Source organism: Evansella sp. AB-rgal1, assembly GCF_041820985.1.
In the GTDB taxonomy this organism is placed as follows: domain Bacteria; phylum Bacillota; class Bacilli; order Bacillales; family Salisediminibacteriaceae; genus Evansella.
In genome coordinates, this window is the sequence record NZ_JBGUAU010000046.1 from 1 (window position 1) to 15071 (window position 15071).

Sequence of the window (15071 nt, forward strand, 5' to 3'; positions counted from 1 at the left end):
TACGAACAAGGTAGATAGCACTTCTCCTATCCTGATTCGTAAAGTGCACATATATTTGCGCGATCCGCACATATAATCAGAATTTCGCACATATATTGCTTGAATTCGAACATATAATCGCCCAACCCGCACATATATCGCGCAAACTCGCACATAAACTTCGCAGAAAGTTAAAAAAAGCAAATTTTGTTTTTTTAAGGAAGGACGGTACAGGATCGGGGAACACAGAATGAGGGAAGACCATAGATATGTTATAATTTTAGGAGGTGTAATGGAAAATTATACAAAAATTAGTTACTCAAGTTAAATATAGAGTTTAATAGAAAAGGGTGAAACCAATGGGTAATCAAAAATTCAATGAGTTTCTAAAAATAGCGAAAAGATTAAATGAGATCAACATTATTCCGTTGCTTATGGGGTCGGTTGGCTTAGAAATTGTTACAGAGGAGAGTTGGGATTCGCAAGACTTAGATATTCATGTACCAGGTGATAAAAGAGGTTGGGAAGTTCCGCCTGACTTATCGATACATAATTGGGAGGACATTGTAAACATCATGACTTCCATGGAATATAGATTAATTGATTTGCATGAACATGAATTTTTAAAAGATGGGCTCTCCGTTGAGTTCGGCATAATGGATACTTTACCATCCTTCGCAGGTGTACATCTACAAGACTTAAATTTACATGAACAGGGAGGCGTAAAATATTACTTATTAACGCCACAACAATATTTACGTGTGTACGAGTCTTCATCACAGGATAGTTATCGAGCAGACAAAAATAATAGTAAAGATCTTAAAAAAATAGAGTATCTTAAGTCGATTTAACAAATGTAACACTCTAGTTTTCCACAAAGAAATAAAGGAGGTGTCCGGAATGGCCTGGGTTATCGGTATTGGATTCGGGATTGCTACAATCATCTGGTTAGCAATGGAAGTAGCGACTTATGAGGACAAAGGGCAAGGATTTCGTTCTCACTTCAAAATTGTGAAAAGAAGTCTCGTTTGTATCATTCCTTTGTTCGCCGTAGCGGGAGTAATTTATTATGTGTTTATCAGTTAAAGCGCCACCGTAAAGACAAAACAAAGCAAGGCATGACAGGAAGGAGCAGAGCCGAATTAGTACAATTTGATCATGGGAGGTGGAGAAATGGATATAATTAAAAACCTGCAGACGGCTATCAACTATATGGAAGACAATATTTTAGAGCCGATTACCTATGAGGATGTGGCGAACCATCTTCACATATCTAGGTATCATTTTCATCGCACATTTAGTATGGTGACGGGGATGACAGCGAATGAGTATATCAGGAACAGAAGATTATCTATGGCCGGGCAAGAAATATCCGTGTCAGATGTAAAGGTAATCGATGTAGCTCTCAAATATGGATATGATTCCCCAGAAAGTTTTACAAAAGCATTCTCAAGGTTCCACGGTATTACGCCAAATCTAGCTAGACGTGCAGGAGTCCAATTGCAATCCTTTAATCCACTCCTCATAAAAATCAAATTGGAAGGTGGAATTCGGTTGGACTACAGAATAGAAAAGAGCGAAGCGTATACAGTATTGGCGAAGGTGAAGAAGTTTCGAAACGAGATTATTTCTGAGGCGGGAACAAACGAAATAGCTGATTTTTGGAAGGACGCATGTAATGACGGAACGTTTGCTACATTAAAGCAGCATGCGGTCAACAGTGATATGTACGGACTTTGTGCGCCCATATCCAAGGAAAGCACCCATTTTGATTACGGTATCGGAGTGAAATCCGCAGGGGGTCCTATTCCTGATGGATACACGGAATGGGAAGTCAAACCAACTCTATGGTTGGCATTTACATGCATAGGCGAGAACCCAGATTGCATTGCGGAAACTTGGAATAGAATCTTTAAGGAGTTCCTTCCAGGTTCAGAATATGAAATGTTAGACGACACAGACTTTGAATTATATTCAGAAAACTTTTCGCCAGAGTGTTTTTGTGAAATATGGATACCAGTGAAGAAGAAACAGTAGAATTTTTTCTTTGAAAGATGAATTTCTTTTTTTGGGAAAACTGAATTCAAGGTACGTTGGAAAATTGTTAATGGCTCAGTTCACAGAACTCAGCCATTTTTTCTTATGTGGAGGTATATTCCAAGTAAAGTTTTCCGAACAGTAAACAATACTCATTTTATGGGGGATCGCACATATAAGTTGGCGATTCGCACATATAATCAGGATTTCGCACATATATTGCTTGAATTCGCACATATATCGCGCAACCTCGCACATATATTTTTCAGAACCTTAAAAAAAGCAAATTTTGTTTTTTAAGGAAGGACGGTACAGGGTGAGGAAACAAGGGAAAGGTGGAAATCATGGATCTTTGTCCAAAATCATGAAAAATCGTATACCACGAACAAGGTAGAGAGCAGTTCTCCTATCCTGATTCGGAAAGTGCACATATAAGTTGGCGATTCGCACATATAATCAGGATTTCGCACATATAATTCCGGAACTCGCACATAAAAGTGTGAGATTCGCACATATATTCCCGCAACCCGCACATATATCGCGCAACCCCGCACATATATTCTGCAGTGCCAGTATCCGAGCATGATATTTTTGCAATAGTTGCTAATAATAAACCCGAACTTAATCCTCATTTTCATAAAATTTTACTTTCTCTAATTGGAGGGAAATTAATGCCATCACTTTTTCAATTATCAGCTACATCAAATAAGCCATCTTGGAACGAAATAATCGATTTACGCATCGAAATAAGAGATATGGTAATTGATTATTGGCTTTATGATACTTTATTTAGCTTTAATTGGTGGTTCCTGTTAATCACCACAATTGCAACTTTTGTAATATGGCTAATTGTTTTAGACAAATCAAGGCTGCTAGAAATTATGACATTTGGACTTTTAATAGGAACAATCGTGTTTGTCTTAGATACGATTGGGATTACACTTGTCCTATGGTCTTATCCTGACAAGCTAATCCCACTCATACCTCCCATATTAGAAATTCACAAGATTCACATTCCCATCATTTATATGATTATTTATCAATACTTTCATTCGTGGAAAACATACTCGATTGTACTTGTCATCACTTCTGCTATCTTTGCATTCGTGTTAGAACCGATTACCAATTGGCTAGGGATTTACGAAATATATCATTGGAAATACACTTACTCCTTTCCAATTTATTTCATCTTAGGCGTATGGATGAAGTGGACGATAACTAAGGTAATACGACTAGAAAAATCACGTAAAGGATAGATCTACAAGGATAACTTACCCGGCATGATATATGGTAGGTTATTCTGTTCTCTATCTATCAGGTAATGGAGATTGATTAAGAACATGACGCACAAAAAACGGGTTGAAGGCAACAGAAAACATGGAAATCGACTCATTCTCCCACGAAAACTACCCGTCAAATCTATTTCCCCGCCAACTCCATGCATATTCCTCCCACTTCCTACACAAATTAATCCTAATATGCTTACTTCTAGGAGGCCTACCATGTTTTTAATCCCCTTCTTTTCTCTCTTTGTGCTCCTACTTGGGATCGCAGAGTGGAGAATTCATCAAAAACATGTGAACAAAATACCGATCCGCGTGAATATTAACGGAGTTCGCGGGAAATCAACCGTAACGCGCCTAATCACCGGAATCTTAACGGAAGCAGGCTATAAGACTGTTGGAAAAACAACGGGAACTTCTGCCCGAATGATTTATTGGAACACTCCGAAAGAGGAACCCATCATTCGTGATCCAGAAGGACCTAATATAAAAGAACAAAAAAGAGTAGTTAGTCAAACTGCGAAGCTAGGCGTCGACGCTCTCGTAAGTGAATGCATGGCGGTAAACCCAGATTACCAAATTACGTTTCAGGAAAAGCTCCTTCAAGCAAACATTGGTGTCATCGTCAACGTGCTGGAAGATCACATGGACGTACTCGGTCCAACTCTCGACGATGTTGCTCGCGCATTCGTGGCGACCATTCCGTATAACGGACATCTCATCGTGAACAAGTCCGATTACACCGACTATTACATAGAGAAAGCGAAGGAGCGAAACACAAAGGTCATCGTCGCGGACAACGAAAAGATTAAAGAAGAATATTTACGACAGTTCCCATACATTATTTTTCCGGAAAACGCGTCGCTTGCGCTAGCCGTTGCAGAAGCTCTCGACATTGACGAAGAAGTTGCATTGCAAGGAATGCTTCACGCACATCCGGACCCAGGTGCATTAAGAGTAACAGATATTAAACACAACAATTTATCATCACCGTTCGTCAATGCTTTCGCAGCAAATGATGCACACTCCACGCTGGCAATCTGGAATCGAGTGCAGCAGCTCGGGTATCCAGGGGATCAACCGATTGTGATCATGAATTGCCGCGCAGATAGAGTGGACAGAACGGAGCAATTCGCCCGCGATGTTCTTCCGAAAATGGAAATTGGCATTCTTGTCTTGATCGGAGAAGTTACGATCCCTATCGTTACTGCTTATAAAAATAGAAAAATACAAGCAAGTGAACTTCTCAATTTGGAAGGGAAGAAGGCGACGGAAGTAGCGGATATCCTTCGACAGCGCGTGAACGGAGATGTTATGTTCGGTATCGGAAACATCCACGGAACTGCAGAAACCTTGATCGATATTTTTGAAGAAAAAGAAGAAGAAAAGATCTCGTAAAAAAATTTAAACAAACGATCGTTTAACTATTTTTCAACAAATCTCGCAGCAAGGAGGTCGCCCACATGTTTGGATCCGATTTATATATCACCCTCGTTGTAGGCGTCGTCATCAGTCTACTTTACGCAGAAAAAGCAGGGGTACTCCCAGGGGGCATCATCGTTCCTGGCTACCTGGCACTCATATACGATCAACCGTTTTTCATCATGTCCATCTTCTTTATTAGCTGCCTGATTTATTTGCTGGTGGTCAAAGTGATATCTCGTTTTACGATATTGTACGGGCGCCGCAAATTCGCGGCAATACTACTAACTGGCGTTGTGATGAAGCTCGGCTTTGACTACTTTTACCCCATCATGCCGTTCGAGATCTACGAGCTGCGGGGGATCGGGGTAATCGTTCCTGGACTCATTGCCAACTCCTTTCAAAAACAAGGAGTTCTCATCACGATCACGAGCACCATGGTCCTCAGCGGGTTAACTTTCGGGATCATGACGTTGTATTACTTCTTTTTTTAGGGGGGAAGATTTGCTTGGTTTCATTAATGTGTGAACCACGAGAATAAAATGTGCAAAGCTACGCATAAAAAGAGAGAAGCACACCCTCTTTTTCATGAATGGAGGATGTGCTTTTATCTTGTTTTCGATTGATCAAAATCTACTTGGTACATTTTATTGTGGACATATGCATCCTTAAGAGGGATGTTTGGTTATGTCACTGAGGACTTATTAGGATGCAACTTTTCAAATGCATAGGAAGCAGCACCAATCATTCCAGCTTTACTACCAAGTTTCGCTTTTCTTATTATACATGCTTGTTCAGAAAGTTTAAGTGTATGTCTTTTTACTATGTTTCGTACAGGATTCAACAATCTATCACCGGCTGCAGACATCCCACCACCAATAATCACTATTTCTGGATTCAACAAGTTAATTACGTTAGTAAGTCCAAATCCTAATAGTTTTCCTGTTTCCTTCATACTTCAACAGCTAATGGGTCTCCTAGGTCATATGCTTTTGAAATCATATTGGCTTCTATTTCATCAAGATTGTTATTGATCCATTTCTCTATAATACTTGTTCTACCCTCTTCTAACTTTTCTTTAAAAGTATTTGTCATACCTAAAGCTGATACATACCTTCCTAAACAACCAGAACTACCACACCTACATGGGCGCCCATTACGATACATATTCATATGTCCGATTTCTCCCGCACTGTATGTTTTACCAAAAACTACTTTACCATCACTCACGATGCCAGATCCTAACCCTGTACCTAAGGTAATTAGTACTATATCCTTATATCCTAATCCAGCACCAAATGTCCATTCCCCGTAGAGATTTACCCTAACATCATTATCAATAAATACAGGGAACCCAAAATACTCTTCCATGGTATCAACAATATGTATATTTTCCCATCCAGGAAAATTAGGAGAAAAAATAGAAATTCCTTTGTGCGGATCTAACAGACCAGGAATCCCCATTCCCATACAATAGATAGAATTTATTGATATTTCTGCCTGACATAATAAATCTTCTATCATTCTTTTCATACGGTTCAAAACATGATCTGGTCCTATTGATGCTTCGGTTAATACACTTGTTTCTTTTATTGTTTGAAATTTTGAATTAAAGATAGCACCCTTAATATTCGTACCGCCAAGGTCTATCCCAATGATGTATTCCTCCATAATTCTAATTACCTCCTAATGAAAAATATAATTACATTATTCTACAAACAACATATGTTACCCTCTAACTTAATTAAATTAATTAATTAAGTTAGAGGGTAACATATGATTCGGAAACAATCTATGCATATTCCACCTATATCCTACACAAATTAATCCTAATCGTAGCGATATATTATAGTTTGGATCATGACGGTGTAAATTTTTTTATAGTGAGAAATCAATGGTGGAAATCGGACATATATTGTGGAGTTCGCATATATAATTTGAATTTCGCACATATATTGTAGAAATTCGCACATATATTTGCTCAACCCGCACATATATTCAGAAATTCGCACATAAAATCGCTCAACCCGCACATATATTTTCCTTCCTTAAAAAATAAACAAATTTTGTTTTTTTAAAGAGGACGGTACATGGTGAGAGTACATTATTTGAGGACTGAAAGTGAAATTGCGTATATAAACGGGAGTTCGCAGATAAAATCTGGAGATCGCACATATAATTTGAATTTCGCACATATATTGTGGGATTTCGCACATATATATGCGCAACCCGCACATATATTCAGAAATTCGCACATAAAATCTCGCAACCCGCACATATATTTTCCTTCCTTAAAAAATAAACAAATTTTGTTTTTTAAAAGAGGACGGTACATGGGGAGAGTACATTATTTGAGGACTGAAAGTGAAATTGCGTATATAAACAGGAGTTCGCAGATAAAATCTGGAGATCGCACATATATTCGCGCAACCCGCACATATATTACATGAACCCGCACATAAAATCGCGCAACCCGCACATATACGGTAGCACTCTTAGAAAAACGCTCCGAAGTTGCGCGGAATTACGGAACAGTAACCCTGTTCAAAATCAAAAACACCAATTACCCAACCGATTTTTAAGTAAAACCTAACCAACTCAAAAAAAGGAGACCGCTCAGCATGGTACAACGCCGATTTACATACCAAGAAAACTTGCTACGCTGGTCAAAACAACAAAAAAATCTCTTAACAAAACACACAACGATCCTAGCCATCGTGCTAGGCACAATCCTCGTGAGCGCACCACTCTGGGTAGACATCACGAAACCAGTGCCAGTCGTGGAAAAAGAAGAAGACGCCGTCATCACCGCCACATTCGTCGGCGACATGATGTTCGGACGCTACATCGAAAACGTCACAAATCGAAAAGGATACGACTTCCTATTCAAATACACCGACCCATATTTCCAAGCATCCGACTTCGCAACCGGAAGCTTCAAGCACCCAATCATATCCGAGGAATCCCAACGAACACCCGCCGAGGACAAACAAATCACCTTCTCGGCGAAACCAGATTCCGTACACGCACTCAAAGAGCGCAACTTCAAGTCTGTGTCCATCGCAAACAACAACATATACGACTACGGCTACCTGGGACTCAGAGACACCATGAGTTTTTTCGCCAATGACGCCCAAATCGCCGCAGCAGGAACCATGATGGACCGCGAAGACACCGACAACGCCGTCTACTATGAACACGACAACGGCATGACCGTCGCAACCATCGGCATCACCGACATCTGGGCCGCAAACTCAGCAGCAACAACCTTTCGCCCAGGCGTCGTACCATTGGACCCACCCGATCTCGCCATCCGGTCCATCGTCAACGCAGCAACAAACGCAGAACTCGTCGTCGTCCACGTCCACTGGGGAGAACCATACGACTCCCACGTGAGCGAACGCCAACAACAACTCGCCCACGCCATGTCACACGCCGGCGCCGACATCATCATCGGCCACTACCCACACGTGCTAGCACCAGTGGAAGTGTACAACGACACCGTCATATTCTACAGCCTCGGCAACTTCATATTCGACCAAGGCTGGACCCGAACCAAACAAACCGCCCTAGCACAGTACAACCTATACGAAGACGGCCGCGCCGAAGTCGAACTCGTACCCTTCGTCATCCGCGAAGGCCAACCACGCCCCGTCAACACCTGGGGCTACCGACAAGCATCAATTACACGCATGCTTACGAAAAACTTGGACAAATCACTCTGGCAGGAAGTGGAAGGGAAAGTAAAGTTCAATCTGAATCACGAACGCGTCCTTCAAGCACCCACTCCTCAAGACGAGACAGTCCTGAAAGAAATTCTGGACTCCCTTGAAGCGAGATAAGAGCAAAGACCCGGTTCAAGAAGTTGAACCGGACTTTGTAATTTTAAATGTTACCGCAAAAAATGGAATGTGCACATATAATTACTGGATTCGCACATATAATTGCTAAGTTCGCACATATATTCACGAAATTCGCACATATATCAGCCAGACCCGCACATATAATCCACGAACCCGCACATAAATAAAAAAATTAAAAAGCAAATTAGCTTTAGACCCTTTTAAGAAACGGACAACTCAATAAAGTTGCACAGAACTATGTTAGAAGTGTACAAAAACTTTGTAATGGTTCCGAACTACGTGAGAAATGGTGCATAAAAAGGGAAAGTATGCCGCAAAAAATGGAATGTGCACATATAATTACTGGATTCGCACATATAATTGCTAAGTTCGCACATATATTCACGAAATTCGCACATATATCAGCCAGACCCGCACATATAATCCACGAACCCGCACATAAATAAACAAATGAAAAAGCAAATTAGCTTTGAACCCTTTTAAGTTGCGTAGAACTAAGTAGAAAGACGTACAAAAATGGAGAAGATCCAACAAAAATAGGTTTGGACCTTACTGAAATCGGGAATAGAAGAAAGATCATTAGTTCGTACGCATTCAAATCGAGATGAACGCAGAGAAAACCTGATAGACTAGCACAAAATAACAAGAGAATCACACACAATGAACTAGATCAACATGATTTTGTAGGTCCATCCTATATAAATCAAACCAACTTCTCTCCAATTGTTGAAAAAAAATAAGATTTGATATATCTTATAAATGTTATTAGGAATAATATGCCTAATTTTGATTAGTAATCGAGTAATTGTAACAAGTGAATGAACTGGTAAAGTTCTTCTAGATATATGCTAGAGTTTTAAGCCAAGTAAGATGTAGTGTATGTACTACTCTTATTTGGCTTTTCTGTTTTTATAAAAACAATCCAATATGAAGGTTGCGGGTAGAGTGGATATAATTAAGGACTTGGTTTTCAACTTTTCTTCCATATTTGTTTGTTCTTTTTTCTTTCTTTTTCTCGCCATCAGAAAGCGTGAGTTCGCACATTTAAATAGAAAAAGTCTCCTATTTTTTTCCGCATTAGCAATAATCCTGTGTATTACATTTCCCATTCATTTTTCCGATGGATCTTTTATGGATTTGCGTTTGGTTCCGATTGCGATTGCTGGTTTATATGGTGGGTGGCAAGTTAGTATGATTCTAACGACGGTCCTAATTGCGTACCGTATTCCCTGGGGTGGGGAGGTAATGTACCTCGCTATTCTTGTTGCAATATTTCATGGGATAATTATCGGACTTATATCACGATGGTTTCTCCGTCTTTCTTCTCGGAACCGAATCTTGTTTAGTGTTGTAGTGGGCGTGATATCCCCTTTGCCAACTCTTTTGGCAAGAGGGTTAAGTGGTAATCAAGAACTGTCTCCTAGCTTACTAGTCAGTTTCATTTTAATTCACGTAGTTGCTATCACTTTTTTTGTTATGTTAAGTGAGTCATTAATCAAAGTAAAGAGTCTAATAAATCATGTGATCCACTTAGAGAAGATGGATATTGTAAACCATGTAGCCTCTAGTTTTACACATGAAATTCGTAATCCGATCACGACGGTGAAGGGGTTTCTCCAACTAATGAAATCTTCGGATGTGAAGAGGGAAGATGTAGATAAGTATGTTTCCATCTCAATAAATGAGTTGGATCACGCAGAAAACATTATTACCGAATACCTTTCATTTACAAAACCTTCCAAGGATGAATGGACGGTAATAGATGGGGAGAACTTACTTACTAATTCCATAGAAGTTATTCGTCCTTTAGCGATTGCAAATAAAGTAGAAATTTGGTTTAATTCGGTGCCTTTTTCCGTATTATCGAATAAGCAGAAACTACAACAGGCAATAATTAATTTGTTTAAAAATGCCATCGAAGCTATGCCCAATGGGGGTATGTTATCGATTTTAGTTGAGAGTAATGGAAGCACCACAAACATAACCATTAGGGATACAGGAATCGGTATGTCGGAAGAACAACTTCAGAGACTAGGAGAACCTTATTTTTCATCAAAAGGAGATAAAGGAACTGGTATCGGGATGATGGTAGTGTATAACATTGTTGAATCAGTTGGCGGGAAAATAAAGGTTAGTAGTCAGGTTGATAAAGGTACCACGTTTATTATCTCGTTACCAAATTCTGATGCTGTAAATGAACCGATGATTACCACTGGAAATCGGAGGTTACATATACAGTAGTTGTTATATAGATAAGCCGGTGTTATGATGAGGTGGACTCACGTTTACTGGCGTTGGTAAAACTCTACAAGAATAGCTTTTAAACAACATTGGAATATAAATTGTGGTAAATGGGAGAAATTACATATAATAGTAGTCTATCCATGGCCTATCTCACAATAAAATGGGAGATAGGTCTTTTTGTATATATGAGAAATCAGGTTAAGCAGCAGCGTCGGGCATAAACTAGCTTCTTCGTATCTCAGTGAGCGAGTTTACGAGAAGTAGATGGCAACTTTAACAGGGCGTCATCAACGAAAACAGGAGGGAAATAAACTGAATGTAACTACAGATTCACATCAAAAGGATCTCCTCCAACTGAGTAGTACCTTGAGCAAGATGCTAAAGCGAACGTTCGGAAAAGGACCTGAGGCGTGTTTTGTTACAAACCAGTCTAGCAGGTTAACGGTGTATATCAAAAACTTCACTACCCCTTCGGAAGTAGTGATGATAGAGTCGAATCAAGTAAGTCTTGCCTATAGTTTTCGTAACGCGGTGGTTGCGAAGGTGATAAATGACTTTAGGCTCGAAGCGGAAGATGTATTGGGAGTATCCTTTACTTTGAACCATAGCGATTGGGACTATGGTAATAATACTGGCTTGATAATTTTTGAGAATAGTGATAATGAGCTTGGAAAAATGATGCGGAATGAAACGTTGAGAACGAAGCTTTCGGATGCAATTAATTATGTGGGTTCCAATGTGAATAAGGCTCCCGACCATCTCGAGGTGACTAGGCTTAATCAGAATATATATGCTGTCGATTGTGAGGGGATGATGTTGCAAATCGAGAAAGTTCTGTATGAAAAGGAGTATTACGATTTGTTGCATGAGCATTCGAGAGGAATTAAAGAAAGCTTTATAAAGAGAAAATCGGTCTTTGAAGAAGTTTTTGATCGTGAAGTGTTAGGTCTGTTTATGACGTGGGATTATAAGTATGATCGCAACTCAATCTATTTTTATTTGCAGTAAGGATTTTGAGTTTTGGTTGGGGAAATTTGGAGGATTCTTCAAAAGTAAAAATCCGATTTTGTTAATAATACTATTTAATTATTTGAACCAGAGATATAAGAAAATTTCTTATATTTCTGGTTTTTTATATTTCCAAGCATGACTGTACATACTAAAAAGTGATGTACATTGGGGAGGTTCGCACATATGTTGGGGGAGTTCGCACATATAGTTGGAAGGTTCGCACATATAGTTGGGAGTTTCGCACATATATTGGGGAAATCGCACATATAATTGCCAATTCCGCACATATATTCGCGCACCCCGCACATATATTATCCGTTCCTTAAAAAACAAACAAATTTAGCTTTTTTAGGAAGGACAGTACATGGTGGGGGTACAGTGTGCAGGGTAGGAAGAGGAAGTGCACATATAATCGGGAGTTTCGCACATATATTGGGGAAGTTCGCACATATAATCGAGGAATTCGCACATATAATTGCCAATTCCGCACATATAATCGCGCAACCCGCACATATATTCATGAATTTCGCACATATAATCGCATAACCCGCACATAAAAGTGCGCACACACCTAAAAAAAGCAAATTAAGCTCTGAACATGGTGAAGATCGCCCAAAAACCGAGAGAAACCATACAAAAATGAGTAATACATCTTAAAAAAAGCAAAATTATCACTAAAACAAGCTAAAAACGTACAACCCTTTAATTACCCAACCCCCCTTTTTAATACATAACCCCTACCAGAAAGGATGTGAGTCTGTATGTGGATGCGTCGGTTGACGAATTTAATTGGTATTCCACTCATCATAGTTTTTATCGTAGGTGCTTGGTTTGAGGTTAGTCCGGAGCGGGAGGAGGAGCAGGTACGGAGAGAAGCACTCCCGCCGCTTCAATCGGAAAACGCTTATGCAGTAAGCGCCGCGCACGAGGATGCAGTGGACATCGGAATGTGGGTGATGGAGCAAGGTGGAAATGCTATCGACGCAGCCATTGCTGTATCCTTCATGCTCGGAGTAGTAGAACCGTACGGATCAGGGATTGGTGGCGGAGGATCCATGCTTATCTATGATCCAAACCTCGACTCGGAAAACAAAGTACAGTATGTAGATTATCGCGAGACCGCACCACTGAATTTGGTAACATCATCGATGGTAAATGAAAGAAGACAAATCAGAGCTTCGGAAGCAGAGCAAACAGAGCCACCCACCCAACTGGAGCAAGATCCAACTATCGAATCAGAAGAAGAAGCGGATCAGGCAGCGGAGACTGAGCCGAACCCAATGGAAGGCTCCGAAGACGAGGAGCCGGAAGCAACGCAAAGTGAGAATCGGGAGAAAGAGGACGAGCAGACTCCGGCCGACATACAAGAGGAGCAAGAAGAAATCGAACAGCTAGAAGAAATTACGGAATATGACATTAACAGCAACCAAATGCGTGATTTCGGCGTGCCTGGTTTTCTGAAAGGAATGGCACATCTTCACGAGAAGTATGGAACTATGGATATTGCGACTCTTATTGAACCGTCCATCGAGATTGCCCGCAACGGATTTGAAGTGGACGATTATTTGACCGATCGTTTCTTTTATGCGCAAAACAGAATTTATCATGCATCAATTCCACATTTTTTTCCAAATAATGACTTTATCCGTACAGGCGACACTCTCATACAAGAGGAGCTCGCGCAGACGTTAGAACAGATTCGTGATGTAGGGCCCGAGCGATATTTCCATGAGGTAATGGGACCAGATATGTCCAATCGATACCCGGTGCTCGCCATAGAGGATTTTAATAATTACTCCATTTGGGAGGAAGACAATATTCCTACAGGAGAGTATCAAGGCTACACGGTCTACTCTGCGCCACCGCCGTTAGGGGGCGCGGTACTAGTACAAGCCCTACATATGGCCGAAGAGATGGGGCTTGATATTTACAATTTTGAGCAACGAGCAATACAAAGTGAAGAAACCGAAGAAAATGAGCAACCACAATTCGGTGCTAACTGGACGGAGCAGGATATCGCCATGTACATTGATTTTATGGAGAGTTTAGTTGGGATTAACGATCGCACGTATCGAAAGCGGCTGTCCGATATTGGCGATCCGAACACGTCGGAGTTGGCGCGCGAGAAGATGAACGAAATTTATACTCGTGAGTATGCGAAAACGTTGGTGGAAGAGTGGGAGCGAGAGCTTGAACGAATCCGAGATGAACTCCTTCCTGGTTCGGAGGAAGGCATTGACTTGGAAGATGGAACGCAGGCTTTTCTGAACCCTAGTTCTGGAACGGATGACATTGAGGGAGGAAGTCAGACTTTTCTCAACCAGAGCTCAGAGGGAGGAAGTCAGACTTTGCACAACCACGAGTCAAAGGAAGATTTTGACTTGGAAGAAGGTACACATGCACGGGATAAGGATAAGAAAAAAGCAGCGAAAAAGACCCGCTTTGCTTGGGGGGATGGGAAGATGAGCGAAAAGCAGCGCCCGTTTTTCAGACAATCGTCTACCGTTTTTCCAAAAAAAGAGATAGTTACTATGGCGGAAGTTGGGGAAAATGAGAGTACGGCATCCCCATACTTTGATGCGGAATCAGAGTTGAATGAGCATAACAATACGACTCACTTTGTCATTGTGGATAAAGATGGGAGAATGGTTTCAGCAACGCATACGTTGAGTAACTTTTTCGGTTCGGGAGAGTATTTTAAGGGCTTTTTCTTGAACGATCAGCTTAGTAACTTTAGCCAAACGGAGGGTTCCATTAATGAGCCGAGGCCAGGGCGTAGACCGCGGAGTTTTATGTCACCGACGATTTTGATTCAGGAAACTGAGGGGCACGTTGGGGAAATCATCGGTGTTGGGTCTCCAGGGGGCGCGCGGATTCCGAATATGATCGCTCAAGCGCTGGTTTATCATGGTTTGCAGGATATGGAATTTGATGATGCGGTCGAGATGCTCCGGTTCCAGTATGATTTCAATGAGGGGCTTCAGGACTTTGAGATCAGGCTGGAGCAGCGTTTTCAAAACATGGAGCAGTACGATTTGCTGCGGCAAGCGTTACAGGATCGTGGTTTTCGAACGAGAATCGAACATACAGATATGTACTTTGGAGGGATTCAGGCCCTCATCCACAATGTTAGAGAAGGTGTAATTGATGGGAATGCCGACCCCCGTCGTGGTGGGAAGTGGGATCGCGCCGAATACGATGGTGACAGCTGATTTTTCAGTGCGCCATCCGA

Annotated in this window: 12 protein-coding genes; 10 read left to right on the forward strand and 2 right to left on the reverse strand. The window is 40.9% G+C overall.

The window, feature by feature from the left end; all coding sequences use genetic code 11:
• Positions 1-338 precede the first annotated feature (338 nt).
• The 6 genes from ACERII_RS24185 to pgsC all read left to right on the forward strand — a co-directional run bounded on the left by ACERII_RS24185 (position 339) and on the right by pgsC (position 5215).
• The gene (locus ACERII_RS24185; RefSeq protein ID WP_373645538.1) at positions 339-830 is read left to right on the forward strand and encodes a phosphoribosylanthranilate isomerase; all 492 of its coding nucleotides are present in this window, start codon (positions 339-341) and stop codon (positions 828-830) included.
• 49 nt (positions 831-879) lie between these two features.
• Complete coding sequence (locus ACERII_RS24190; protein ID WP_373645539.1) at positions 880-1065, forward strand: hypothetical protein; 186 nt, start codon at positions 880-882, stop codon at positions 1063-1065.
• A gap of 87 nt (positions 1066-1152) precedes the next feature.
• Positions 1153-2016 (forward strand): AraC family transcriptional regulator, encoded by an 864-nt coding sequence (locus ACERII_RS24195; RefSeq protein ID WP_373645540.1) that lies wholly within the window; start codon positions 1153-1155, stop codon positions 2014-2016.
• Between the two features lie 671 nt (positions 2017-2687).
• Positions 2688-3272: a CBO0543 family protein gene (locus ACERII_RS24200; RefSeq protein WP_373645541.1), complete on the forward strand. Its 585-nt coding sequence runs from the start codon at positions 2688-2690 to the stop codon at positions 3270-3272.
• 246 nt (positions 3273-3518) lie between these two features.
• Positions 3519-4697 carry a poly-gamma-glutamate synthase PgsB gene (pgsB, locus tag ACERII_RS24205; RefSeq protein ID WP_373645542.1) on the forward strand — a complete coding sequence of 393 codons (1179 nt, stop codon included), beginning with the start codon at positions 3519-3521 and terminating at the stop codon, positions 4695-4697.
• A 65-nt stretch (positions 4698-4762) separates the two neighbouring features.
• On the forward strand, positions 4763-5215 hold the full coding sequence (pgsC, locus tag ACERII_RS24210) for a poly-gamma-glutamate biosynthesis protein PgsC (RefSeq protein WP_373645543.1): 453 nt from the start codon (positions 4763-4765) through the stop codon (positions 5213-5215).
• A gap of 191 nt (positions 5216-5406) precedes the next feature.
• Here the strand turns inward: pgsC and ACERII_RS24215 are convergent, their stop codons facing one another.
• Both ACERII_RS24215 and ACERII_RS24220 read right to left on the reverse strand, forming a co-directional pair.
• On the reverse strand, positions 5407-5676 hold the full coding sequence (locus tag ACERII_RS24215; RefSeq protein ID WP_373645544.1) for an ROK family protein: 270 nt from the start codon (positions 5674-5676) through the stop codon (positions 5407-5409).
• Entirely contained in the window at positions 5673-6392 is a 720-nt protein-coding gene (locus tag ACERII_RS24220; protein WP_373645545.1) for an ROK family protein, read from the reverse strand. The genes ACERII_RS24215 and ACERII_RS24220 overlap by 4 nt, the downstream gene beginning before the upstream one ends.
• 950 nt (positions 6393-7342) lie before the next feature.
• Between ACERII_RS24220 and ACERII_RS24225 the strand changes: the two genes are divergently transcribed.
• The 4 genes from ACERII_RS24225 to ACERII_RS24240 all read left to right on the forward strand — a co-directional run bounded on the left by ACERII_RS24225 (position 7343) and on the right by ACERII_RS24240 (position 15051).
• Entirely contained in the window at positions 7343-8563 is a 1221-nt protein-coding gene (locus ACERII_RS24225; RefSeq protein ID WP_373645546.1) for a CapA family protein, read from the forward strand.
• Positions 8564-9511: 948 nt separating this feature from the next.
• Entirely contained in the window at positions 9512-10825 is a 1314-nt protein-coding gene (locus tag ACERII_RS24230; RefSeq protein ID WP_373645547.1) for an ATP-binding protein, read from the forward strand.
• A gap of 267 nt (positions 10826-11092) precedes the next feature.
• Positions 11093-11836 (forward strand): Na-translocating system protein MpsC family protein, encoded by a 744-nt coding sequence (locus ACERII_RS24235; protein ID WP_373645548.1) that lies wholly within the window; start codon positions 11093-11095, stop codon positions 11834-11836.
• Between the two features lie 764 nt (positions 11837-12600).
• Entirely contained in the window at positions 12601-15051 is a 2451-nt protein-coding gene (locus tag ACERII_RS24240; RefSeq protein WP_373645549.1) for a gamma-glutamyltransferase, read from the forward strand.
• The last annotated feature ends 20 nt before the right edge of the window (positions 15052-15071 follow it).

Coding starts and splice junctions, on each gene's coding strand:
- ACERII_RS24185 (WP_373645538.1), top strand. CDS start 339: ATGGGTAATCAAAAATTCAATGAGTTTCTAAAAATAGCGAAAAGATTA.
- ACERII_RS24190 (WP_373645539.1), top strand. CDS start 880: ATGGCCTGGGTTATCGGTATTGGATTCGGGATTGCTACAATCATCTGG.
- ACERII_RS24195 (WP_373645540.1), top strand. CDS start 1,153: ATGGATATAATTAAAAACCTGCAGACGGCTATCAACTATATGGAAGAC.
- ACERII_RS24200 (WP_373645541.1), top strand. CDS start 2,688: ATGCCATCACTTTTTCAATTATCAGCTACATCAAATAAGCCATCTTGG.
- pgsB (WP_373645542.1), top strand. CDS start 3,519: ATGTTTTTAATCCCCTTCTTTTCTCTCTTTGTGCTCCTACTTGGGATC.
- pgsC (WP_373645543.1), top strand. CDS start 4,763: ATGTTTGGATCCGATTTATATATCACCCTCGTTGTAGGCGTCGTCATC.
- ACERII_RS24215 (WP_373645544.1), bottom strand. CDS start 5,676: ATGAAGGAAACAGGAAAACTATTAGGATTTGGACTTACTAACGTAATT.
- ACERII_RS24220 (WP_373645545.1), bottom strand. CDS start 6,392: ATGGAGGAATACATCATTGGGATAGACCTTGGCGGTACGAATATTAAG.
- ACERII_RS24225 (WP_373645546.1), top strand. CDS start 7,343: ATGGTACAACGCCGATTTACATACCAAGAAAACTTGCTACGCTGGTCA.
- ACERII_RS24230 (WP_373645547.1), top strand. CDS start 9,512: ATGAAGGTTGCGGGTAGAGTGGATATAATTAAGGACTTGGTTTTCAAC.
- ACERII_RS24235 (WP_373645548.1), top strand. CDS start 11,093: ATGGCAACTTTAACAGGGCGTCATCAACGAAAACAGGAGGGAAATAAA.
- ACERII_RS24240 (WP_373645549.1), top strand. CDS start 12,601: ATGTGGATGCGTCGGTTGACGAATTTAATTGGTATTCCACTCATCATA.